Here is a 22,307-nt window from a genome sequence, read left to right on the forward strand (position 1 = left end):
GTCCTATTCACAAAATAAAAAGGATGCCTCACTAGTCAAAAATCGACTAATGAGACATCCTTTTCTTTTATTCACCTAATAATGCACGTCGCAATTCTTCACTAGATTCATTCCAAATTGCTTCATTATGCTCTTTTAAGAATGTACCAAGTACTTTTTTAGATGATTCATCCATATGATCAATCATGATGTGACGCTTTAGTGATTTATCCATTTTGTTTACATGCTCTGGAAGTGATTTATATCCGCGGCGAATTTCACGATCAACTGTCATTTCACAAGCAGTTACACCTGCGTAATATGCACCGTTTGGTGTTCTTTCAATCGTTACCCAAACGAGCCAAAATGGTTTTCCGTTTGGAACTTCATCTTTATTTGTTAAAAACTTAATTCCTTTTTCTACTGTACTACGTGCATGCATCGCACCGATATCAACGAACGCAGTTTTCTCTAATACATCAACAAATACAGGAGAAATATTTTCTAGGCTTAATGCCCCAACACCAAATCCACCATGTCCATCTGTGGAGTCATTCTTCACGATATTAAAACCGATTTTTTTCTTTTTCTCTGTCATATGTAAATTCCTCCTCACTTAATAATTATAGGAGCCCGAAAATAGGCGCAATGATACTTTGTAAAAATACTAATACATACGGAATAACTACATTGAAAATAGGCTGAATTGTGTAATTGCTAAGCGGTGTAATAACAAGAATTAATAACGCAATTGATCCATACTTTTCATACTGTGTCATTTTCGCACGAATATTTGCTGGTGCTAAATCTTCCACAACGCGATACCCATCAAGTGGTGGAATCGGTAATAAGTTAAATACAAGTAAAACAATATTAAGCCCAATGAAAATTTGGAAGAACTGACTTAACGTATCTGCTACTGCAGGTGGAACCGCATCTAACACACCAAACGTTATTAAGCTATACCAAATAATTAAACCAATTGCACTTAAAATAAGATTACTTATCGGTCCCGCAATAGAAACTAATATTCCCGCAAGACGCGGTCTTTTAAAGTTATACGGGTTAACAGGCACTGGTCTTGCCCAACCGAATCCAAGAATTAATACAGCAATCATCCCGATAGGATCTAAATGAGCCATCGGTGATAACGTTAACCGTCCTTGTTTCTTTGCTGTATCGTCTCCAAATTTATATGCAACATACGCATGTGCAAATTCATGCACAGATAGCGCAATAATAATCGCCATTGCTACCAATGGAATTTGGTGCAACGGATATCTAAATAACTGATCCATAGTTCATCTCCTCTTCAATATGTCCAAAAAAGAAATTATTTGTTTTTCCGATTGTTCTTCCTCATAATCCGCTATAATAAGAGTGTAACTTACATAAAAGGAGCGATTGTACATGCCATACGTAACAGTGAAAATGCTAGAAGGACGCACAGAAGAACAAAAGAAAGCTCTTGCTGAGAAAGTAACAGCAGCAGTAAGCGAAACAACTGGTGCTCCTGAAGAAAACATCGTTGTTTTCATCGAAGAAATGTCTAAAAACCATTATGCAGTTGGCGGAAAACGCTTAAGCGACAAATAATTTCAAGTTTTTTCATAAGAAGCAGCTCTTAGCTGCTTCTTATTTCTTTCCTTCTAACAACTCGATAATTCTCTCTTTATATTTTCCTTTTCTTCCATCTTCATAGATTAAATCATGTGGATAGAATAGCTTTTGATCCGTTCGCTTCTTACCTGTAATCGCCTCAACAATATCCGATTCACGCGAAAGCTCTCTAAGTTCCCCGTTCGGCATAAGAAGTAAAATTGGCAGACGCTCTTCTTCTTCTCCTGCGCGGTAAAAGTCATACGGTAAATCCGATGTTGAATCAACAACTAAATAATACTCTGGATCTAGTCCAATCTTTTTAAATAAGCTACTTAATTCCATCCAATTATCTAAACCGTGTTTATCTGTAAACTCTACATATTTAAATAGATTTCGATTCATAAAACGGCGACATAAGTCACTTAAAATTGGATCTTCTTCGTCTTGCCATACTTGGAAGTAATAATACATTACGTTCTCGTCTAGCTTTAAATAGTCCTCTACTGTTACTTCTTCTTCAAATAAAGAATAGAAATGAACAGGATGATATTTAAACGCATAATACTTCTCATGCAGTGATTTAGCTCGGTGTAAAATCTTCGTTAAAATTACTTCTGCACTACGTGTTACTGGATGGAAATATACTTGCCAATACATTTGATAACGACTCATAATATAATGTTCTACAGCATGCATACCACTATTTTTAATGACAACTTGATTACCATACGGGCGCATGACACGCAGTATACGTTCCATATCAAAGTTCCCATACTTTACACCAGTAAAATATGCATCTCTTAATAAATAATCCATACGATCAGCATCAATTTGGCTTGAAATCATACTAATCGCTAATTTATTAGTAGATGTTTTCGCAATTACATCTGCTACCTTTTGCGGGAAATCTTTATCCACACGGCTTAATACACGATTAATTTCCGTATCACCAACGATAATCTTTTGCGTAAATTTCTCATGATCTAACGAAAATACTTTTTCAAACGAATGAGAAAATGGGCCGTGACCAACATCATGAAGTAATGAAGCACATAAACATAACAATCTATCTTCAGCATTCCAATTTGGTCTGCCATCAAACACATCATCAATCATACGACGAATAATTTCATATACACCTAACGAATGAGTAAAGCGACTATGCTCTGCACCGTGAAATGTAAAAAATGTCGTTCCAAGCTGCTTAATACGGCGCAAGCGTTGAAATTCTTTCGTTCCGATTAAATCCCAAATAACGCGATCACGCACGTGCACATATTTATGTACTGGGTCTTTAAACACTTTTGTTTCGCTGAGTTTGTCGTTTAAATATACCACTTTCCGACATCCCCCTTTCTTTACTGCATTCTTACTATATATTATAAACGATATAGGAAACAGAAAGAAATGAAAGACTATATTAATTCCTGTTATATAAAGAAAAATCACTTTTACCGACGTAAAAGTGATTTTTCTTTATATATTATTTTCCTAAAACAAATTCAGCAACTTCGTCTAGGATCATTTCTTTACCTAGTGGGAAGTATCCTTTGTTTAGGTCTTCATTGCTAATTGTGAATACATGATTATTTTTAACAGCGTTCATGTTTTTCCAAATTGATTCTTCTTGGAATTCTTTTAGACGCTGAGAACCGTCACCAGTTGTAAATACGAATAAGTAATCTGGGTTGTAATCGATTAAAGCTTCTTTTTGTACTTGTACTAGCGGTTTATCAGTTGGTGTACCTTTAACTGCTGGTAATTTTAAGTCATTAAAGATTACGCTACCGTAACCGTAGTCACCGTATACACGGAAAGCATTTGGATATGCAGCCATTTTCATGAATGTTGCATCACCAGTTTTAGCGATGATTTTGTCATGTAATTTGCTTGCTTTTTCATCATACTGTTTGAACCATTCTTTTGTTTCTTTCTCTTTACCGAAGATTTGACCTACTTCTTCGAATTTTGGACGCCATTGGTCTAATGGAGTTTTTAACATAACTGTTGGTGCAATTTTAGATAATTGATCATAAATCTTTTCTTGACGATTGTTTACAAGAATTAAGTCTGGTTTTGCAGCAGCTACTGCCTCGATGTTAATTTTATCGCCCCAAGCAGAACCTACTGGTTTCACACCTTCTAATTTCTTTGCAATATGTCCATCAATTTTTTCTTGTGTTGTATTTGCAGTAATAATCGGTTTCATGCCGAAAATTAATAATTCTTCTGTTGAACCACTAAGGTCAGCAATTTTCTTTGGATTTGCAGGGATTTTAATTTCCCCTTTTGCGTGTTGTACAGTGCGCTCTTCAGTTTTCGTATCCTTCGCATCTGCTTTCTTTTCTTCTTCTTTGTTAGAACAAGCTGCAAATAGTACAGAAGTAACAACTAGTACCATTGCTAATAGTGCCATTTTAAAATTCTTCATATTCCCACTCCTTCTAGCTGTATTTCTCTTATAATTTGCATGTAACTATAAGAAACAAAAACAACATTTAATTAATATATTTTTATTAATCGTTGTTTATAGCCCGTTCTAACGGGCGTTCAACTTCCCAGCCATGGGTAAGAAGCTCAACGTCCATTAGAACTCCCCCTCTCACCTCTTTAAGAGGGGGAAATTCTATTAATTATGCTTTTTTACGCAATTGATTATTAATCATCGCTAAATCGTATGTTAAGCAAATTGGTTTACAGTTTACTGGACATGGAACGATTTGAGCTTCAATCTCAAATACGTTACGAAGCGTTTCACTTGTCATAACTTCATCTGGCGTTCCTTGTTTCATTAACTTCCCAGCTTTTAATGCAATCATATGATCAGAGAAACGAGAAGCATGATTTAAATCGTGAATAACCATAACAATCGTTCTGCCTTCTTCTTTGTTTAACTTCTTCAGTAAGTTTAATACTTCAAGTTGATGAGCCATATCTAAGTATGTTGTTGGTTCATCTAACACGAGTAAATCTGTTCCTTGTGCAAGAGCCATCGCAATCCATACACGTTGACGCTGACCACCTGATAAAGCTTCTGCTGGACGATTTGCGAATTCTGTCATCCCCGTCACTTCAAGTGCCCAGTGAATGTAGCGATAATCCTCTTCTTTCAATGTTCCAAATCCTTTTTGATGAGGAAAACGTCCATATGAAACAAGTTCAAACACAGTAAGACCTGTTGGCACTTCTGCAGTTTGTGGTAAAATCGCCATTTTCTTTGCGATTTCTTTCGTTGGTTGTTTCTCAATTGCTTTTCCATCAAGATAAACAGTACCTCGTTTTGCTTTCAAAATACGAGAAGCCGTTTTTAATAATGTGGATTTCCCACAACCATTTGGTCCAATAATCGTTGTAATTTGTCCTTCCGGAATTTCAACTGTTAATCCATCTATAATTAACCCTTCATTATAGCCAACAGATACCGCATCAACTGCTAAAGTTGCCATACAAAAAGCCTCCCTTTATTTTGTCCTCATAAGTAAATATATGAAATATGGTGCGCCAATTACAGAAATAACAAGACCGACCGGTATTTCTGAAGTTGGTAACACACTTCTTGAGATTACATCTGCAAATAAAAGCAAGAACGTTCCTATTAATGCAGCCGTTGGTAACATAATTTGATGTTTACCACCAACGAGGCTTCTCGCTAAATGCGGAGCCATTAAACCGATAAAACCGATTCCGCCCGCAACAGCAACAGATGCACCAGCTAAACAAACTGCAATAAATAATAATTTACGTCTTTCCTTTTCTACGTTTACACCAAGGCCAACTGCTGTAGAGTCGCCTAAATTCATTACATTTAATATGTGCGCTTTACTAATGGCAAGTGGTAAGAAAATAACCATCCATGGGAGTACACTTAATACGAACTTCCAATCTGTTCCCCATAAACTTCCTGCCAACCAAATCGTTGCAAAGCGGAAATCATTAGATGTCATCTTCATAGAAAAAATTAAACTAACAGCACCAAATCCGGCTGCAACAGCGATACCAACAAGAATTAATCGAGTGGATGAAACGCCGTCTTTCCATGCTAGTAAATAAATAATAACCGCTGCTAATATCGCACCAATTAGTGCGAAGAATGGAAGGATAAATACAGATAAGAATGTACCAGTTCCAACTTTTCCAAAGAAAAAGTAGACGAATACAACAACTGTTAATCCCGCTCCGGCGTTAATGCCTATAATACCTGGATCAGCAAGTGGATTTCGTGATAACCCTTGCAAAATTGCACCTGACATAGCTAACGCAGAACCAACTAATATAGCTATAACCATACGTGGCATACGAAATTCAAATAAAATAACAGATTGATCTTCTGCACCTAATCCAACCAATGACTTTAATACATCTATTGGAGGTATTTTAAATGTTCCTGTATTTAAACTTATTAAAAATATAGCAACGATTAACCCTACTAAAATCGTTAAAATAGAAACGTTCTTTTTTGTTAAGACGCTCGTCCTCACATTTTTCCTCTCCCTTCGTTACGTGCTAAGTAGAGGAAGAATGGAACTCCAATTAGCGCTGTAATTGCTCCAATTGGCGTTTCAAACGGTGGATTAATAACGCGAGATAGCATATCTGCACATTCAATTAACAATCCACCTAAGACTGCAGAACATGGAATAACCCATCTATAATCTGAGCCTACAAGGAAACGAGTCATATGCGGAATTACAAGTCCAACAAATCCAACTGATCCTGCCATAGAAACCGCAGAACCTGTTAATACAAGAACAAGTACTGTTCCGATAAATTTAATTAATGTCGTATTTTGACCAAGTCCAATCGCAATTTCTTCACCAAAGCTTAAAATGGTAATATACCTCGACATCATAATTGCTATGACGAGACAAACAAGGCCAATCGGTACTAACATATTAATACTTTGCCATTTCACTCCGGCAACACCGCCTGCATTCCACATACTTACCTCTTGGGCAAGGTTGAAATACAATGCAATTCCAGATGAAATTGCCCCTAATAAAGCACTAATTGCTGCACCAGCTAAAGCTAATTTCACAGGCGTTAATCCACCTGGTGAAGAAGACCCAATACCATATACAATGCTCGCTCCAAACGCAGCTCCAATAAAAGATGCGATAACGAACATTAAATAAGGTGAATTAGGGAAGAATGCATACATAATTGCAATCCCGAATACTGCACCATCTGTAATCCCCATTAACGATGGGGATGCAAGTGGATTTCGTGTCATACCTTGCATAATTGCTCCTGATACCGCTAAAAAGGCACCTGCAACTACGCCCCCTATTGCTCTAGGCATGCGAAGTTCTTGAATTACGTTATGATGCGTGATAGACCCATCAAACTGAAATACAGCTTGCCAAACGGTCTTTAAACTAATATCTGCTGCACCAAACGAAATAGAAACTGCCATGCTTAAAGCTAACAAAATTGTGCCTACTATTAAAATAATAGAAGCAACGAGCGGTCTGCTCTTAATCTCTTTAACATTCACATCTTGCTGTTCTATACTCCTTGCGCTCGCTTCCATCCCTCAACCATCCTAACCAACAACATATATTTAATAAAATGAAATTTATTCTCAAATAATAATAAAAAAATTAGGTGAATTGACATTCTCATGATAATGATTCTCAGAATCAGACACTTTCTATTCTACCTACCACGTCAAAAGACTGTCAACCATTATTTTGAAATACGAATTCATACAAAGCGCTATCTTATGGACATAAAAAAAGAAGAGTAACCTGTTCACTCTTCTTTTTCTTACTTATTTAACTTTGCTTCAATCTTTACAATTAATTCGTCTTCTGTTGGAGCCGCAACTGGACGATTATTTACAAACGCGAATGATTTTTTACGACCTGGGCCACAGTAAGACTGACATGCAACCTCAATCGTTGCACATGAATCTACTTTTTTTAACTTCGGAATCAACGTTTTAACGTTCGTTGCCTGACAATCATCACACACACGAAATTCGTTTCCCATTATATATAACACTTCCTCTATTTTAAACTTTTCACAAGTACATTTAAAAATAAACACTAAATGGTATTTTACCGCTCTTTGAAGCTTGTTGCAAGTGTCCGCGCGTAGCTCTATTCCTATATAAGGCTACCTATTATTTATATTTTCTCCTTCAAAAGCTCCCATCATTCATAGCCACTTTTCTTCTCTTCATTGAAATCTACCATATTTTTAAAAGCTTTGTATAAAAGCTCATTTTTTTGCCCATTATAAAAATAGGAAGTTCATAAAAAGAAAGGGAGTTGAATCTATGAAAGTAAGACAAGATGCTTGGACAGACGAGGACGATTTATTACTTGCTGAAACGGTGCTTCGCCATGTTCGAGAAGGAAGTACTCAGTTAAATGCATTTGAAGAAGTAGGTGATCAGTTAAATCGCACATCTGCTGCTTGTGGTTTCCGCTGGAATGCTGTTGTTCGCTATAGCTATGAACAAGCTCTTCAACTAGCAAAAAAACATCGTAAAGATAAAATGCGTGCTGCGGGCGGTGAACAGGCAAAAAAACGTTTGCTTTATACACCACCAGCTTCAGAGGCGATAACTGATTATGAAGAACACGTACCGTATGAAACAGCTGTTCAATATACAGAAGCTATTCCATATCAAAAGCCGACTGTCCCTGCTCCAAAAAGCTCAATAACAATGCAAGATGTTATTTACTTTTTACAAACAGTTGGATCTTCAAATATAAAAGTAACAGCTCTTGAAAACGAGAATACGAGATTGAAACAAGAAATTAAAGCGCAAATCTTGCGAAATGAAGAACTAGAAAGGAAACTAGAAAAATTAGAACAACAATCTCATACTGTACAAGAGGATTACGAAACACTTATGAATATTATGAACCGTGCTCGTAAATTAGCAGTAATGGATGATGAGGAACGCTCACAAACATCTTTCCGCATGGATCGAAACGGTAACTTAGAAAAAATTGCAGAATAAAAAGGATGCATGCAATGCATCCTTTTTATTCTTTCACTTCAAAATCCCCCTTTATATCCGAGAAAACCCCTTTCTTCATTTTTTGCTATAATAGAGGTTGTCATTTTATAAATAAGGGGTTAGTTATATGAGCAATTCCCGTTCGATTTTATCTCAGCCAGAGTGGCGTATTGCGGATCAGTCTAGTTTAGGACCAACATTCCATGCATTGCAGTCATTCGCAATGGATGACACGTTATGCACAAGTATTGGAAATGGTCTATCCGCTGCAACAATGCGCTCTTGGGTTCATCACAATACAATTGTTCTTGGCATTCAAGATTCACGCCTACCACATTTAGAAGAAGGTATTTCCTTTTTAAAAGAAAACGACTTCAATGTTATCGTTCGTAATTCTGGTGGACTTGCTGTCGTACTTGATGAAGGCGTTTTAAACGTATCACTTTTATTCCAAGAAACAGAAAAGGGTATCGATATCGACCTTGGATACGATACGATGTGGCATTTAATTAAGGAAATGTTAAAAGATTACGATGTTACTATCGAGGCAAAAGAAATTGTTGGTTCTTATTGTCCTGGTAGCTATGATTTGAGCATTCGCGATCAAAAATTTGCTGGTATTTCTCAGCGTCGTATTCGCGGAGGCGTTGCTGTACAAATTTACTTATGTGCGACAGGAAGCGGATCTGAGCGTGCCGCACTCGTTCGTGATTTTTACAACATAGCAATTCAAGGAGAAGAAACACGATTTACGTATCCTGAAATTGTGCCAAGTACGATGGCTTCACTATCTGAATTACTTGGCGAAACAATTACAGTGCAAGATTTAATGATGCGCCTTTTAAAAACACTGCAACAATTCGCTCCAAAGTTAACACCATCTCAGCTAACAGTAGATGAAGTTCCTTTATATGAGACGAATTTACAACGTATTATTGACCGTAATAATAAGGCACTTGGTTTAGAAAAATAAAAAAGACCACCCTCATTTCAAAAGAAATAGGGTGGTCTTTTTTCATATTAATTCATTATAGAATTAAAGTGCTTGAGCTGCTGTAATTAAAGCTAACTTATACACTTCTTCTTCGTTACATCCACGAGATAGATCATTTACAGGCATGTTTAAGCCTTGTAAGATTGGTCCTACTGCTTCGAAGTTACCTAAGCGTTGAGCGATTTTGTAGCCGATATTACCAGCTTCTAGGCTTGGGAATACGAATACGTTAGCATCACCTTTAATTGTAGAACCTGGAGCTTTCTTCTCAGCTACAGATGGTACGAATGCAGCATCGAATTGGAATTCTCCATCTAAAGCTAATTCAGGAGCCATTTCTTTTGCAATGCGAGTTGCTTCTACAACTTTTTCTGTTTCTGGAGATTTCGCAGAACCTTTTGTAGAGAAGCTTAACATAGCAACGCGTGGGTCAATGCCGAATAGTTCAGCCGTTTTTGCACTTTCGATACCAATTTCAGCTAAATCTTGGCTGTTTGGTGCAATGTTAATTGCGCAATCAGCGAATACATACTTCTCTTCTTCACGTACCATGATGAACACGCCTGAAGTTTTTGTAACGCCTGGTTTTGTTTTAATAATTTGAAGTGCTGGACGAACTGTATCAGCTGTAGAGTGAGCTGCACCACTTACTAAACCTTGTGCTTTGCCCATGTATACAAGCATTGTACCGAAGTAGTTTTCGTCTTTAAGAATTTTACGAGCATCTTCTTCTGTTGCTTTACCTTTACGGCGTTCAACGAAAGATGCTACCATTGCATCCATCTCTTCGTATGTAGCTGGATCGTAAATATCAACGCCTGCTAATGTTAAGTTCATGCTAGCAGCTTTTGCGCTAATTTCTTCTTTATTACCAACTAAAATTGGTTTTACTAGTTCTTCTTTTGCTAAACGCTCTGCAGCGCCTAAAATTCTTTCATCAGTTCCTTCAGGAAGTACGATAGAAATGCCTTTTCCTTGAACTTTTTCTTTTACTGCTGTAAATAAATTGCTCACGAATAAACCCTCCTACAAATGTTAAAAACTAATCTACCTTTAAGAATACTTCTTTTCAGCTATATTTTAAACTTATAGCTCCCAAAAAATAGATAAAATGAAAATGATTATATTTTCATAAAATTCAGCCGGGGAATAAAGCCTACTTAAGCCTTATTTTCTCCCGTTTTCCGGTAAATATAAATGTGACAGTTTTATGCGCCGAAACTTTATGTAGATGTTTTTAATCCTATATATGCTATAGTTAACGTGTAAAATATCATTAACTGAGGTGAATAGAATGAGTGAAGCAACAACAACGTTAGATGGCTGGTATTGTTTACATGATTTACGTTCTATTGATTGGGCAGCATGGAAAACATTATCTAGTGACGAACGCGGACAAGCAGTGTCTGAATTTTTAAATGTCGTTGAAAAATGGAACGAAGTAGCTACTGCAAAAAAAGGCAGTCATGCAATGTATACAGTTGTTGGTCAAAAAGCAGATATTATGCTTATGATCTTACGTCCAACAATGGAAGAGTTAAATGAAATCGAAACAGAATTAAATAAAACAACATTAGCTGAATATTTAGTTCCTGCATATTCTTACGTATCTGTTGTTGAACTAAGCAACTATCTTCCAGCTGATGAAGACCCATACCAAAACCCACAAGTCTTAGCTCGCTTATATCCTGAGTTACCGAAAGCAAATCACATTTGCTTCTATCCAATGGATAAGCGTCGCCAAGGTAATGATAACTGGTATATGCTTCCTATGGATGAACGTAAGAAACTTATGTACAGTCATAGCAAAATCGGTCGCCAGTACGCAGGTAAAGTGCGCCAAGTTATTTCAGGATCAGTTGGATTTGACGATTTTGAGTGGGGCGTAACATTATTTGCTGACGATGTTCTTCAATTTAAGAAACTTATATATGAAATGCGCTTCGATGAAGTAAGTGCTCGCTACGGTGAATTTGGAACATTCTTTGTCGGAAACATTTTACCAACCGAAAAAGTAACAAATTTTTTACACATATAATATAAAAAAGGAACGAAATTCGTTCCTTTTTTTATTACCCTCTATATTTATCTGCAAAAACCTTCTTTTTTCTACAAATCCGAACAAAAATAGACAAATTCCTTTCAAATTTCTTGTAAGATTGTAACCTTTTCACATCCAAATTTATGCTAAAATGGTACGAGCTATATGCTAATAACGATGCGAAGGTGATAATGTATATGAAGAAAATCTTGTCTATTTTACTAGCGTCTCTATTGTCATTTTCTTCCTTAGGAGTAACAACATCCCATGCGGAAGAAAAAATACATATAGAGGCAGCTGCTGCACTTCTATTTGATGCAGATACAGGAAAAATACTGCATGAACAAAATCCAGATGAATTACTAGCTATCGCTAGTATGTCAAAATTAATTGTTGTTTATGCCGTATTAGAAGCAATTAAAGAAGGAAAAATCACTTGGGATACGAAAGTAAACATTTCTGATTACGCTTATGAAGTTTCACGTAACAATGAATTCTCTAACGTACCGTTCGAAAAGGGACGCCAGTATACTGTAAGAGAATTATATCATTCTATCGTTATCTTCTCTGCGAATGGATCTAGTATTGCTTTAGCAGAATTACTTGCAGGAAGTGAAAAGAACTTCTTAAATCTTGCAAATGAACATGCGAAAAAACTAGGGTTAAAGAAATATAAATTTGTAAACGCTACAGGGTTAAACAACGCTGATTTAAAAGGAAAACATCCTGAAGGAACTGATCCGAATGGAGAAAATTCCATGTCAGCTCGCGATATGGGTATTCTTTCAAAAACAATTATTACAAAGTATCCAGAAATGCTAGAGGATACAAAACAAAGATTTAGAAACTTCCCAGATAATCATCCGAAACCAATTCGTATGGAAAATTGGAACTGGATGTTACCAGGTGCTGCTTTCTCTTATGAAGGAGCAGATGGTTTAAAAACAGGAAGTTCTGATACCGCTGGATATGGATTCACTATTACAGCAAAACGCGGTGATTTACGTCTTATCTCTGTTATTATTAAAACGAAATCAATGGACGAACGTTTCACAGAATCTCGCGCATTAATTGAGTATGGATTTAATAACTTCGAAAAACAGAAATTAAAAATAGATAAAAACAATAAAATTTCTGTAGTAAAAGGAAAAGAAGACTACGTAACAGTTGCACCAGAAAAAGAAGTGACAGTAGTTACTGCAAAAGGTAGCAAATCACCTTACAAAATTTCTACTGAAGCAGATAAATCACTTGCTGAAGATGGGCATTTAGTTGCTCCTATTAAGAAAGGTGCAAAGGTAGGTTCAATCGTCTTAGAACCAACTGATAAATATGGTTTCTTAGACGGAAATAAAAGTATAAAAGTTACTGCCAAAACGACTGAAGAAGTAGAAAAAGCAAATTGGTTCGTATTAACAATGCGTTCAATTGGCGATTTCTTCTCAAACTTATGGTCTAAAGTATTTTAATGATGAAAAGCTAGCTCCCGCTAGCTTTTTTTATTTTCCCCTCTAGATGTAAAACTTCGTTTGGTTGTCATATCTGCGTCCTTTTTCTCATACGTATGAACTAGTAATTGTTCCACACTTCATCTAGAAATGAACCTCTTTCTACAAGGCATTCCAAAAAGAGAGGTGACACATAATGGGTGTTATCGCATATAACGAAGAAGATGTAAAGTTATTAGCTAGACTGATGCGTGCTGAAGCCGAAGGAGAAGGCCAACAAGGGATGTTAATGGTTGGAAACGTTGGGGTAAATCGTGTCCGCGGAAATTGTTTAGATTTTAAAAAAATACGTAATTTACGTCAAATGGTTTATCAAAATCCTGGTGGTTTTGAGGCAACTCAAAAAGGGTATTTTTATCAACGAGCGAGAGAACAAGATATCGCATTGGCAAGACGGACTATTCAGGGACAACGTTTTTGGCCCGCCAACTTTGCCTTATGGTTCTTTAGACCTGAAGGCCCTTGCCCACCAACTTGGTATGATCAGCAAAATTCTGGTCGCTTTAAAAAGCACTGCTTCTTCCAACCATCTGGTGGAGATTGTCCAGGCGTATATTAAGGAATGAAAATGAGGAGGGATTTTTGAATGGCACAGCAACAAAACCCGTACTACGGAACAGGTTTTTATCAACCATCTGGAACTTATGTACAACCGCAACAAATGACCCCACAACAACAGCAACAACAACAACAACAACAACAGCAAGCAATGCAACAACAAGCCACTCAGGCTCAACTTGCAGTTTCTCAAGGGATGTTACCACTAGAGCAATCGTATATTGAAAACATTCTTCGTTTAAACAAAGGTAAACCAGCTACAGTTGTAATGACTTATGAACGTGGTAGTTCGCTTGGTACACAATCTTATACTGGGATCATCGAGGCAGCTGGTCGTGATCATATCGTAATTAGTGAACCGAAATCTGGAAAGCGCTATTTACTACTAATGATCTACTTAGATTATGTAGAATTCCCAGGAGAAATTACGTATTTACCTAGTCAACAAGCAACTTATGCTCCAAGACCATAAAAAAAAGCTGGCGGATGCCAGCTTTTGTTTTTTTATAACCCTTTTACAACTGCCGTTCCGACTAAAATCCACGCCACAATAAATGCTACACCACCAAGGGGTGTAATTGGGCCAAAGAATTTAATACCTGTTGTACTTAATGCATAAAGACTGCCTGAGAACATAATAATCCCAGCTACCATAAGCCAACCCGCAGTGCTTAAAAGTGATGATTGCATTTTATCCATTAATAGAGCAACTACGAATAAGCCACCTGCATGAAACATTTGATATGTAACGCCCGTCTTCCACACTTCTAACATTTTTGCAGAAATTTTATTTTCTAAACCATGTGCTCCAAAAGCCCCTAATGCAACAGATAGTCCCGCTGCAATACAACCTAGTAAAAAGAAAATTTTCATCTTAATTCCCCTTTTTTACCTTTATCATAAGCAATTTTTACATATAAGCCAAACGATTTTACTTTTAAAAGTCAAATAAAGATTTACCGTTTGCATCCTTTTCTTTTATATATACTTTTTCTCCAGAAACCGGCATAACTGGTTGAACTGTCGTCATAGGCTGAGACCCGATTACTTGTGTTTGAACTTGTGGTTCTCTATACGTAGAAGGCTCCACTTGTTCATCCAATAATAAATCACATAAAGCACGTACAACTAATAAGTGTTCTTTTGATTGTTGTCCTTCACTACTTTTTGCCTTTGCAATTTCATTCGCCATTTTATTTAAAATCTTATCACTAGATACTTGCATTCCTTGTCACCTCTTACTTTGTAGTTCTTTCTCAAATTGCCCCAGTTTCTCCACCGAACCAAATACTATTATCATATCATGTTCTTGTAGTTTTTCCTGCCCCGTTGGATTATGGATAATATATCCATCCCTTAAAATCGCTAAAATTGTTACATCAAATTGATTTCTCACATTACTCTCTAGTAACGATTTACTGGCTAAGATAGAATCTTTACCAACTTGAATTTCTTCAATTACAAAGGATTGTTCTATTCCATACAATACTGTATCAATATAATGAACTGTTAACGGATTCGCAATACCTTTTGCGATATGAATTCCTGCCATACTAGATGGATTAATAACCTTATTTGCACCAGCGCGCCGTAATTTCTCTTCTGTTTCTGGTTTTTCAGCTCTTGCTACAATTTTAATTGCACCATTAAGCCCTCTTGCCGTTAATGTAATAAATACATTTTCAGCATCGTTTGCTACGATAGCCACTAGACCCGCTGCCTTCGAAATTCCCGCATTATGTAACACTTGATCTTCAGTTGCATCCCCATGTACATATAAAAGCTTTTCCTGTTCGAATATACTTTCATCTTTATCCACAACTACAAATGGGATTTTCTTTTCCTGTAATTCATGTACAACTTGAAGCCCTACTCTTCCACAACCACATACTATAATATGCTTTTGTAACTGTGCTATTTGTTTATCCATCTTCTTCCTCCGCACCGCATGAAATAAGTTACCCTCAATGATCATAGCTGCTACTACCCCCATTGCATACGTAACGATACCGACGCCAACAGGTATAATAAGGAGCGCAAAAAATTTCCCTGCCTGTGTTACAGGCACTACATCACCATACCCAACCGTTAATACAGTAATCATCGTCATCCAAAATGCTTGAAACAAGCTAATTTCTTCAATTGTCATAAATCCTAGCGTCCCTAGAATTACAACAAAGGTCATACATATAACTGCTATCCATAATTGCTTACGTGCATTCATATTATATTTCAACTCTTTTCTCTATCTACAATCTTTGCCAAAGGAAATGAAATACCTATATACTAGAAATGGAATCTATGAAAGAGGTTGATATAATGAAGCTATTTCTTTCTGCCTTACAATGGGCACTATTTATTTTAGCTGGAAGTCTTATTGTACCAATTAGTGTCGCAACTAGTTACGGCCTCGACGGCGCTGAAGCTATCGCGTTTGTACAAAGGACATTATTTGTTCTCGGTTTTGCCGGCCTACTGCAAGCTATATTCGGTCATAAACTTCCTATTCAAGAAGGTCCCGCAGGCCTTTGGTGGGGAATTTTCTCCCTGTATGCAAGTTTAGGCGTCGTATTATTTGGATCAAGCAATGAAACACTTAAGGTCCTTCAGTACGCTTTCCTACTAAGCGGAATTATTTGTATTATTCTTAGTGTTTTTGGACTTATCGATAAACTAGTTCGCTACTTTACACCTACAGTAATTGGAACGTATTTATTCCTTCTTGTCGCACAACTTAGTGGCTCCTTCTTAAAAGGCATGTTTGGCCTTGATGGACACCATACAGAAGTACAGCCAAAGGTATTTATTCTTTCACTCATTGTTATTTTACTATCTTTTTTCATTATGAAGCTACCTATTATTGGACAATATTCCGTTCTTTTCAGTATCGTCTGCGGCTGGATATTATTCGCGTGCTTCGGATTATCTAATCCAGTAACACCTGTGACAGATATAATTCGTCTTCCATCTCTATTTGTTTTCGGAATGCCCCGCATTGAATGGAACATGGCAATTACGGTAGTTTTCGTCACACTATTACTTCTAACAAATATGTTAGCAAGTATTCGCGTTGTACAAAAGGTTGTTTCAAAGTATGAAGAAGATTCTGCGGAGAATCGCTTCAAACAAGCTGGCATTATAACAGGAATAAATCAATTACTAGGCGGTCTGTTTTCAGCCATTGGTCCTGTTGCCATTTCTGGATCAGCAGGATTTATCGCAACAACAAATATTTATACACGCCTCCCATTTATGTTAGGGTCAAGCTTTATCATTCTTGTTAGTATATTCCCAAAGATTACTTCATTCTTTGCAGCAATCCCCGTTGCAGTTGGGTATGCTGCGATCTACCCTGTATTTGCAAGCATGATTGGTCTCGCTTTTCGTGAATATGACACTGTACAAAATAAAGAACAATTATTTAAAGTAGCAGGTCTTTCAATCTTTACGGGAATCGGAGTTATGTTCGTTCCAGCCGGAGCATTTTCTACGCTGCCGCCATTTTTAGCATCATTTTTAAGTAACGGTCTCATTCTTGGATCTGTAATGGCTATCTTGTTGGAAATACTATTTTCTCGTTCGCACGAAAAACAACTATCGTAAATTGGAAAACTTCCATTATTGCACTCTATCTTTAGAGTTGTTACGATAATGATAGATTGTCATGGGCAACACGCTCATGATAATTTATACTAACAATGCAGAACTTCTCCTAATTTCATGTAAAGAGGTTCGATGTCTTACTATATATTCCCCAAGATCTTCATAAAAATTTATTTCTATTCCAACAAAGAAAGGAATTTTCTATATGACTTATAAAATGATTGTTTTAGATTTAGATGATACTTTATTACGCGATGACCATACAATTTCACCTCGTACGAAAGAGGCTTTAATGACAGCACAAGAACAAGGAGTTAAAGTTGTACTTGCTTCTGGGCGCCCAACTTTTGGTATGCGCAATGTTGCAAAAGAACTTCTTTTAGAAGAATACGGTAGCTTCATTCTATCTTTTAACGGTGCTAAAATTATTAACTGTAAAACAAATGAAGAAATCTTTAGTAGCACGCTATCTCCTGAAATCGTTCACAACCTATTTGAAATTAGTAAAACTGAAGATGTATGGATTCATACTTATATTGGCGATGATATCGTAACAGAAGAAAATAATCCTTATACTAAAATTGAGGGCGAAATTACTGGTATGCCGATTATTGAAGTAGATAATTTTAAAACTGCTGTTAAAGAGCCTGTAGTAAAAGTATTAATGAATAAAGAAGCTGAACGCCTTGTTGAAGTAGAAAAGAAACTACAAAAACAGCTAGAAGGTCAATTAAGCGTTATGCGCTCTAAACCATTCTTCTTAGAATTCACTGAATATGGTGTTACAAAAGGAACGAGCTTAAACCAATTAATCCAAAAACTTGGTATTAAACGTGAAGAAGTTATCGCAATGGGTGATAGCTACAACGATCAGGCAATGATTGAATTTGCCGGTCTTGGTGTTGCAATGGGCAATGCACCAGATGATATTAAAGACATTGCAAACTATGTAACAGATACAAATATGAACGATGGTGTTGCTAAAGTTGTAGAGAAATTTGTACTAAAAAGCGAAGTGCTTGTTTAATATTTTCATTCATAAAACCTATTTGAAGTCAAATACTTCAAATAGGTTTTTATTTAAATTGCATTGCTTTTGTGACTATATTTTGAACTTTGCACTATTCTCGTAGTGTAAAGTTTCTTTTTGTATATAATGAAACAAAATAGACTATTTTATTTTGAAAAAGAATACAAATTTACTATATACAAGCATACATTAAAGGAGGCTATTTCATGTTATCTACACCGATCGGACGATTAAGAGCAATCGGCTTAGTTGAGGGTATTTCTTTCCTATTACTATTATTTGTAGCAATGCCGTTAAAATATTTTGCAGGGTTTGCTACAGCTGTCAAAATTACAGGTATGGCTCATGGCGTTTTATTCGTACTATTCATCTTTGCGGTAATTCAAGTAACAATCGTACACCGCAAAACAATTTTATGGGCACTTGGTGCACTTGTTGCATCAGTTATCCCATTTGGTACGTTTGTACTAGATGCAAAACTAAAAAATGAACAGTAATAGTAAAAAGGTAGTTAACAATTGTTAGCTACCTTTTTTGCGTTTATATATTCGAAATTTGCCAATCGATTTCTTTTTCATCCATGTTAGATAAAATCTCATTTACTTTAGAGTACGGCTTACTTCCAAAGAAACCACGTCTTGCTGATAATGGGCTTGGATGTACGGACTCGATAATATGATGATTCGTATTCGTAATTAACTTTTTCTTCGCCTGAGCATGGCGTCCCCATAATATGAAAACAACTGGCTTTTCACGTTCATTTAATAGCTCAATTACGCGATCTGTGAAATGCTCCCATCCTTTTCCTTTATGAGAATTCGCCTCATCTTGACGAACCGTTAACACGGTATTTAATAGTAAAACCCCTTGCTCCGCCCATTTTACTAAATAACCGTTATTCGGAATTTCATAACCGTATTCATCTCGCAGTTCTTTATACATATTTAACAAAGATGGCGGCGTTTTAATACCAGGTTGTACCGAAAAACTTAAACCATGCGCTTGATTCGGTCCATGATATGGGTCTTGTCCTAAAATAACGACCTTTGTATTTTCATAACTTGTATACTGAAGAGCGTTAAAAATATCTTCTTTCTTTGGATAAATCACATGCTCCTCATACTCTTCTTTTAAAAAATTAGCTAAAGCTTGATAGTATTCTTTCTCAAATTCTGACCCCAGTAATGGTCCCCAATCATTCTGCAAAATGTTTTCCATGCCTTCACTTCCTATCCAATTAATTCACCATATCCTGCCTTGTAAATACTACAAATGAAATGATAAGAGATACTACTGCCCAAACCGTTAAATTCATTAAAGAAAATCCCATTGATAACCCTTGTAATGCAGGCAGTTTTCCTGATAAATAATCCGTTAACGATAAGTTGACACTAAAAATGTATTTCGCACCTTCCCAAGACGTTGCAAAAGAGCTCAAAATGCCACCCGCAATTAACGCAGCTAACATAACGCCCATGCCGGCTGGTGTATTACGAATTAAAACGGAAACCATGAATGATATAGTTCCGACAACGATAGCAACAAACCAAGCTAGTCCGTAAGCCATCAAAATGTATTGCCACTGCGGAATAAGATGTACAAAGTTCGTATTTAATGTCTCCTTATCAATGACGAATCCTGTTAAAACAGGTAAGTTCCATCCAGAGTATCCAAATACAATCCCTGATAATGCGTAAGCAAATAAACCGACAAGAAGCAATATGAGCGAAATGAAAAATAGCATCGTCACATATTTACTAAGGAGTATTTTCCAGCGCCGAATAGGCCTCGTCAGAAGCATTTTCATCGTACCATCGCTTCGTTCTCCTGAAACAATATCAATGGCGACAATCATAACAAGCAATGGAATAAATAACGTTATTCCTTGTTCAATAAACGCCCTCACAAATGTTGGTGCCCCTGGTGCAGTCGGATTAATATTATGATCTAAATAATATTGTTGCTGTTCCACTCTTACTTTTAGCCAATCACGCCATTCTTCTGGCAATCTAGAATTGTTCAAGCGGTTTTGGGAATCAACAATTTGTTGCTGTAATGATACTTTCCAATCGGTCGTACCAAGCCTTTTTTGCGTTGTTTCTATTTCACGATACTGAGCATACACAAAAAGCGGAATCAAGATTGCTAAAATAAGCATGACAACAACAATCCGTTTCTTACGATAAATCTTTTCTGATTCATTTAAAACTAGATTCGCAAATTCACGCATGTTGCTCACCCCTTGTGAGTTCAATAAATAAATCTTCTAGCGTAAATACAAGCTCCTTGACGCTATGTACATCTATCTCGTTTTCTACAAAGTGCTTATTCCAAACACTAATAGACGCAACATCCATACGACATAGTAAACGCTCATCTTCTATACTAACTTCCTCTACCTCTTCAGCAGCGTCTAACATGTCTTTCGCTTTGGAAACCGGTGTAACGACCCATTCCACACGATCACTCGCTGTTTTGATCAACTCTTCAATAGGTGCAACTGTTATCATTTTTCCTTTATGAATAATAGCCACACGGTCACATATCATTTGCACTTCACTTAACAAGTGACTCGAAATAAATACACTCATATTTTCTTCTTTTACAAGCTTATGTATAAATTCCCTAAGTTCTCTAATCCCAGCTGGATCTAAACCATTCGTCGGTTCATCTAATATGAGCAATTTCGGATTTCCAAGTAGCGCCTGTGCAATTCCAAGGCGCTGCTTCATACCAAGGGAATATGTTTTTACCTTATCGTGAATACGCTCATCTAAATGAACCATTTTTGCAATTTCAATAATACGTTCATCTGATATATCACCAAGCATGCGCGCAAATTGCTTTAAGTTTTCCCATCCCGTTAAATATGTATAAAGCTCTGGGTTTTCAACGATACTTCCAATTTGACGCATCGCTTCTCTGAAATTTTCCTTAATAGAATAACCACCAATAGAAATAGTACCTTCTGTCGCTTTAATCAGTCCGACTAACATTCGAATTGTTGTCGTTTTTCCGGCTCCGTTCGGCCCTAAGAAGCCAAACACTTCTCCTTGTTTTACATCAAATGAAATGTCTTCTACAAGTGTCTTCTTTCCAATTACCTTCTTCACGTCTCGTACGGAAAGTATCATCGTCATTTTATCCCTCCTTGTTCTAGTTTTAATTTACTTACGACGTTTTGGACTAATCGCTCTGCCATATATGTGTAGCCGACTTCATTCGGATGAAAATGATCGGAGTATAGTAAATCTTTTCCGCGATTTTGGAATAAATCAAATGTCGGTGTAATATATACATTTTTATCATTTAATGCTAACTTCTCTAAAGAGGCATTCCAATCAACAACAATATTTGATGAACCTCTTAAATCTTCTACATCCTCAAAAGGATTGTATAAACCTAGCCAAAAAATAGGGCTATCTGTATTTAATTTACGAATTTCTTCTATAATTTTCTTTGCTTCATTTTGAAATGTTTCCGTATCAGGACGATATGTCTCTAAATCTATTTTTCCGAGCGATTCCCATCCTGGGAATAAATCATTTCCTCCAATTGTTAAAACAATTACATCTGCTTGCTTAATTGAATATTGAGCTCCGCTACCCTCTAGTTGTTTTAATAAATCCGGCATTTTTGCGCCACTAACTGCCAAATTGGTTAGTGCAACTTTTTGTTTATAATCTTTTTGTAAATCCTCTTTCATTCGTCCAATATAGCCAATTCCTTCTTTGTCACCAACGCCGCGCGTTAATGAATCACCTAAACTAACTATTTGTAACGTTCCCGTTTTCTTTTTCTCTTTTGCCACTACGTCAGTCTTCGTAATTAATTTTGAAGCTTTCGGATTTAATACATCATTCACACCCGAAACAAAACCGTATGCAAATAAACAGAAAGACGCAATTGTAATGAGTAGAATTACTTTTACTAATTTTGATCTCATATCAAAACCCCTTTTAGCCCCTATAGATTGTCCATAATTATACCAAACGAATTTTCGAAAAGCGATTTTCATA

At 36.5% G+C, this 22,307-nt stretch carries 26 protein-coding genes; 10 read left to right on the top strand and 16 right to left on the bottom strand.

The window, feature by feature from the left end:
• Positions 1–67: 67 nt before the first annotated feature.
• Positions 68–577 (bottom strand): YwhD family protein, encoded by a 510-nt coding sequence (locus JTF23_RS22820; RefSeq protein ID WP_002113108.1) that lies wholly within the window; start codon positions 575–577, stop codon positions 68–70.
• Between the two features lie 25 nt (positions 578–602).
• Entirely contained in the window at positions 603–1,277 is a 675-nt protein-coding gene (locus tag JTF23_RS22825) for a site-2 protease family protein (protein ID WP_002113109.1), read from the bottom strand.
• A gap of 112 nt (positions 1,278–1,389) precedes the next feature.
• Between JTF23_RS22825 and JTF23_RS22830 the strand changes: the two genes are divergently transcribed.
• Positions 1,390–1,575, top strand: coding sequence for a 2-hydroxymuconate tautomerase (locus JTF23_RS22830; RefSeq protein WP_001147171.1), 186 nt, complete (start codon positions 1,390–1,392; stop codon positions 1,573–1,575).
• Positions 1,576–1,614: 39 nt separating this feature from the next.
• On the opposite strand, the gene JTF23_RS22835 is transcribed toward JTF23_RS22830, so the two are convergent.
• The 6 genes from JTF23_RS22835 to JTF23_RS22860 form a co-directional block, all read right to left on the bottom strand.
• Positions 1,615–2,919, bottom strand: coding sequence for an HD domain-containing protein (locus tag JTF23_RS22835; RefSeq protein WP_002113111.1), 1,305 nt, complete (start codon positions 2,917–2,919; stop codon positions 1,615–1,617).
• 145 nt (positions 2,920–3,064) lie between these two features.
• Complete coding sequence (locus tag JTF23_RS22840; RefSeq protein ID WP_016106745.1) at positions 3,065–4,012, bottom strand: ABC transporter substrate-binding protein; 948 nt, start codon at positions 4,010–4,012, stop codon at positions 3,065–3,067.
• A 202-nt stretch (positions 4,013–4,214) separates the two neighbouring features.
• The gene (locus JTF23_RS22845; protein ID WP_000212073.1) at positions 4,215–5,027 is read right to left on the bottom strand and encodes an ABC transporter ATP-binding protein; all 813 of its coding nucleotides are present in this window, start codon (positions 5,025–5,027) and stop codon (positions 4,215–4,217) included.
• 15 nt (positions 5,028–5,042) lie between these two features.
• Positions 5,043–6,059 (bottom strand): FecCD family ABC transporter permease, encoded by a 1,017-nt coding sequence (locus tag JTF23_RS22850; RefSeq protein ID WP_002113117.1) that lies wholly within the window; start codon positions 6,057–6,059, stop codon positions 5,043–5,045.
• Complete coding sequence (locus tag JTF23_RS22855) at positions 6,056–7,111, bottom strand: FecCD family ABC transporter permease (protein ID WP_002159734.1); 1,056 nt, start codon at positions 7,109–7,111, stop codon at positions 6,056–6,058. Before JTF23_RS22855 ends, JTF23_RS22850 begins: the two co-directional genes overlap by 4 nt.
• A gap of 236 nt (positions 7,112–7,347) precedes the next feature.
• Entirely contained in the window at positions 7,348–7,572 is a 225-nt protein-coding gene (locus JTF23_RS22860) for a YuzB family protein (RefSeq protein WP_000526075.1), read from the bottom strand.
• A gap of 289 nt (positions 7,573–7,861) precedes the next feature.
• Here JTF23_RS22860 and JTF23_RS22865 point away from each other — a divergent pair, with 289 nt between their 5' ends.
• Positions 7,862–8,554 carry an RsfA family transcriptional regulator gene (locus JTF23_RS22865; protein WP_016106747.1) on the top strand — a complete coding sequence of 231 codons (693 nt, stop codon included), beginning with the start codon at positions 7,862–7,864 and terminating at the stop codon, positions 8,552–8,554.
• A gap of 127 nt (positions 8,555–8,681) precedes the next feature.
• Entirely contained in the window at positions 8,682–9,527 is an 846-nt protein-coding gene (lipL, locus tag JTF23_RS22870) for an octanoyl-[GcvH]:protein N-octanoyltransferase (protein WP_204209828.1), read from the top strand.
• 63 nt (positions 9,528–9,590) lie between these two features.
• Here lipL and pta read toward each other — a convergent pair whose 3' ends face one another.
• Positions 9,591–10,562, bottom strand: coding sequence for a phosphate acetyltransferase (pta, locus tag JTF23_RS22875; protein ID WP_002113123.1), 972 nt, complete (start codon positions 10,560–10,562; stop codon positions 9,591–9,593).
• A gap of 280 nt (positions 10,563–10,842) precedes the next feature.
• On the opposite strand from pta, the gene hemQ reads away from it, so the two are divergent.
• The 4 genes from hemQ to gerQ all read left to right on the top strand — a co-directional run bounded on the left by hemQ (position 10,843) and on the right by gerQ (position 14,127).
• A complete protein-coding gene (gene hemQ / locus JTF23_RS22880; protein ID WP_088079776.1) occupies positions 10,843–11,586 on the top strand; it encodes a hydrogen peroxide-dependent heme synthase in 744 nt (247 codons plus the stop codon).
• Between the two features lie 194 nt (positions 11,587–11,780).
• Positions 11,781–13,058, top strand: a complete 1,278-nt coding sequence (locus JTF23_RS22885; protein ID WP_204209829.1) for a serine hydrolase — start codon at positions 11,781–11,783, stop codon at positions 13,056–13,058.
• A gap of 175 nt (positions 13,059–13,233) precedes the next feature.
• Positions 13,234–13,656: a cell wall hydrolase CwlJ gene (gene cwlJ / locus JTF23_RS22890; RefSeq protein WP_000538158.1), complete on the top strand. Its 423-nt coding sequence runs from the start codon at positions 13,234–13,236 to the stop codon at positions 13,654–13,656.
• A gap of 27 nt (positions 13,657–13,683) precedes the next feature.
• Positions 13,684–14,127: a spore coat protein GerQ gene (gene gerQ / locus JTF23_RS22895; RefSeq protein ID WP_204209830.1), complete on the top strand. Its 444-nt coding sequence runs from the start codon at positions 13,684–13,686 to the stop codon at positions 14,125–14,127.
• 32 nt (positions 14,128–14,159) lie between these two features.
• On the opposite strand, the gene JTF23_RS22900 is transcribed toward gerQ, so the two are convergent.
• The 3 genes from JTF23_RS22900 to JTF23_RS22910 form a co-directional block, all read right to left on the bottom strand.
• On the bottom strand, positions 14,160–14,528 hold the full coding sequence (locus JTF23_RS22900) for a DUF423 domain-containing protein (RefSeq protein ID WP_002016371.1): 369 nt from the start codon (positions 14,526–14,528) through the stop codon (positions 14,160–14,162).
• Positions 14,529–14,592: 64 nt separating this feature from the next.
• Positions 14,593–14,880, bottom strand: coding sequence for a YwdI family protein (locus JTF23_RS22905; protein WP_002089830.1), 288 nt, complete (start codon positions 14,878–14,880; stop codon positions 14,593–14,595).
• A 6-nt stretch (positions 14,881–14,886) separates the two neighbouring features.
• Positions 14,887–15,879, bottom strand: coding sequence for a potassium channel family protein (locus tag JTF23_RS22910; RefSeq protein ID WP_016106750.1), 993 nt, complete (start codon positions 15,877–15,879; stop codon positions 14,887–14,889).
• A 95-nt stretch (positions 15,880–15,974) separates the two neighbouring features.
• On the opposite strand from JTF23_RS22910, the gene JTF23_RS22915 reads away from it, so the two are divergent.
• From JTF23_RS22915 to JTF23_RS22925, 3 genes are all read left to right on the top strand, one after another.
• Positions 15,975–17,258, top strand: a complete 1,284-nt coding sequence (locus tag JTF23_RS22915; RefSeq protein ID WP_204209831.1) for a purine/pyrimidine permease — start codon at positions 15,975–15,977, stop codon at positions 17,256–17,258.
• 205 nt (positions 17,259–17,463) lie between these two features.
• The gene (locus JTF23_RS22920) at positions 17,464–18,285 is read left to right on the top strand and encodes a Cof-type HAD-IIB family hydrolase (protein WP_204209832.1); all 822 of its coding nucleotides are present in this window, start codon (positions 17,464–17,466) and stop codon (positions 18,283–18,285) included.
• A gap of 209 nt (positions 18,286–18,494) precedes the next feature.
• Positions 18,495–18,785: a DUF3817 domain-containing protein gene (locus JTF23_RS22925; RefSeq protein ID WP_002113131.1), complete on the top strand. Its 291-nt coding sequence runs from the start codon at positions 18,495–18,497 to the stop codon at positions 18,783–18,785.
• A 43-nt stretch (positions 18,786–18,828) separates the two neighbouring features.
• Here the strand turns inward: JTF23_RS22925 and JTF23_RS22930 are convergent, their stop codons facing one another.
• The 4 genes from JTF23_RS22930 to JTF23_RS22945 are packed head-to-tail and all read right to left on the bottom strand — an operon-like array spanning position 18,829 to position 22,306.
• Positions 18,829–19,506: a uracil-DNA glycosylase gene (locus JTF23_RS22930; RefSeq protein WP_204209833.1), complete on the bottom strand. Its 678-nt coding sequence runs from the start codon at positions 19,504–19,506 to the stop codon at positions 18,829–18,831.
• A 19-nt stretch (positions 19,507–19,525) separates the two neighbouring features.
• Positions 19,526–20,518: an ABC transporter permease gene (locus JTF23_RS22935; protein WP_002113133.1), complete on the bottom strand. Its 993-nt coding sequence runs from the start codon at positions 20,516–20,518 to the stop codon at positions 19,526–19,528.
• On the bottom strand, positions 20,511–21,428 hold the full coding sequence (locus JTF23_RS22940) for an ABC transporter ATP-binding protein (protein ID WP_002198728.1): 918 nt from the start codon (positions 21,426–21,428) through the stop codon (positions 20,511–20,513). Before JTF23_RS22940 ends, JTF23_RS22935 begins: the two co-directional genes overlap by 8 nt.
• Complete coding sequence (locus JTF23_RS22945) at positions 21,425–22,306, bottom strand: SGNH/GDSL hydrolase family protein (protein ID WP_002159725.1); 882 nt, start codon at positions 22,304–22,306, stop codon at positions 21,425–21,427. Before JTF23_RS22945 ends, JTF23_RS22940 begins: the two co-directional genes overlap by 4 nt.
• Position 22,307: the final 1 nt, after the last annotated feature.

The sequence above is a fragment of the Bacillus sp. RIT 809 genome (genome assembly GCF_016892495.1).
GTDB classification, from domain to species: Bacteria; Bacillota; Bacilli; order Bacillales; family Bacillaceae_G; genus Bacillus_A; species Bacillus_A cereus_U.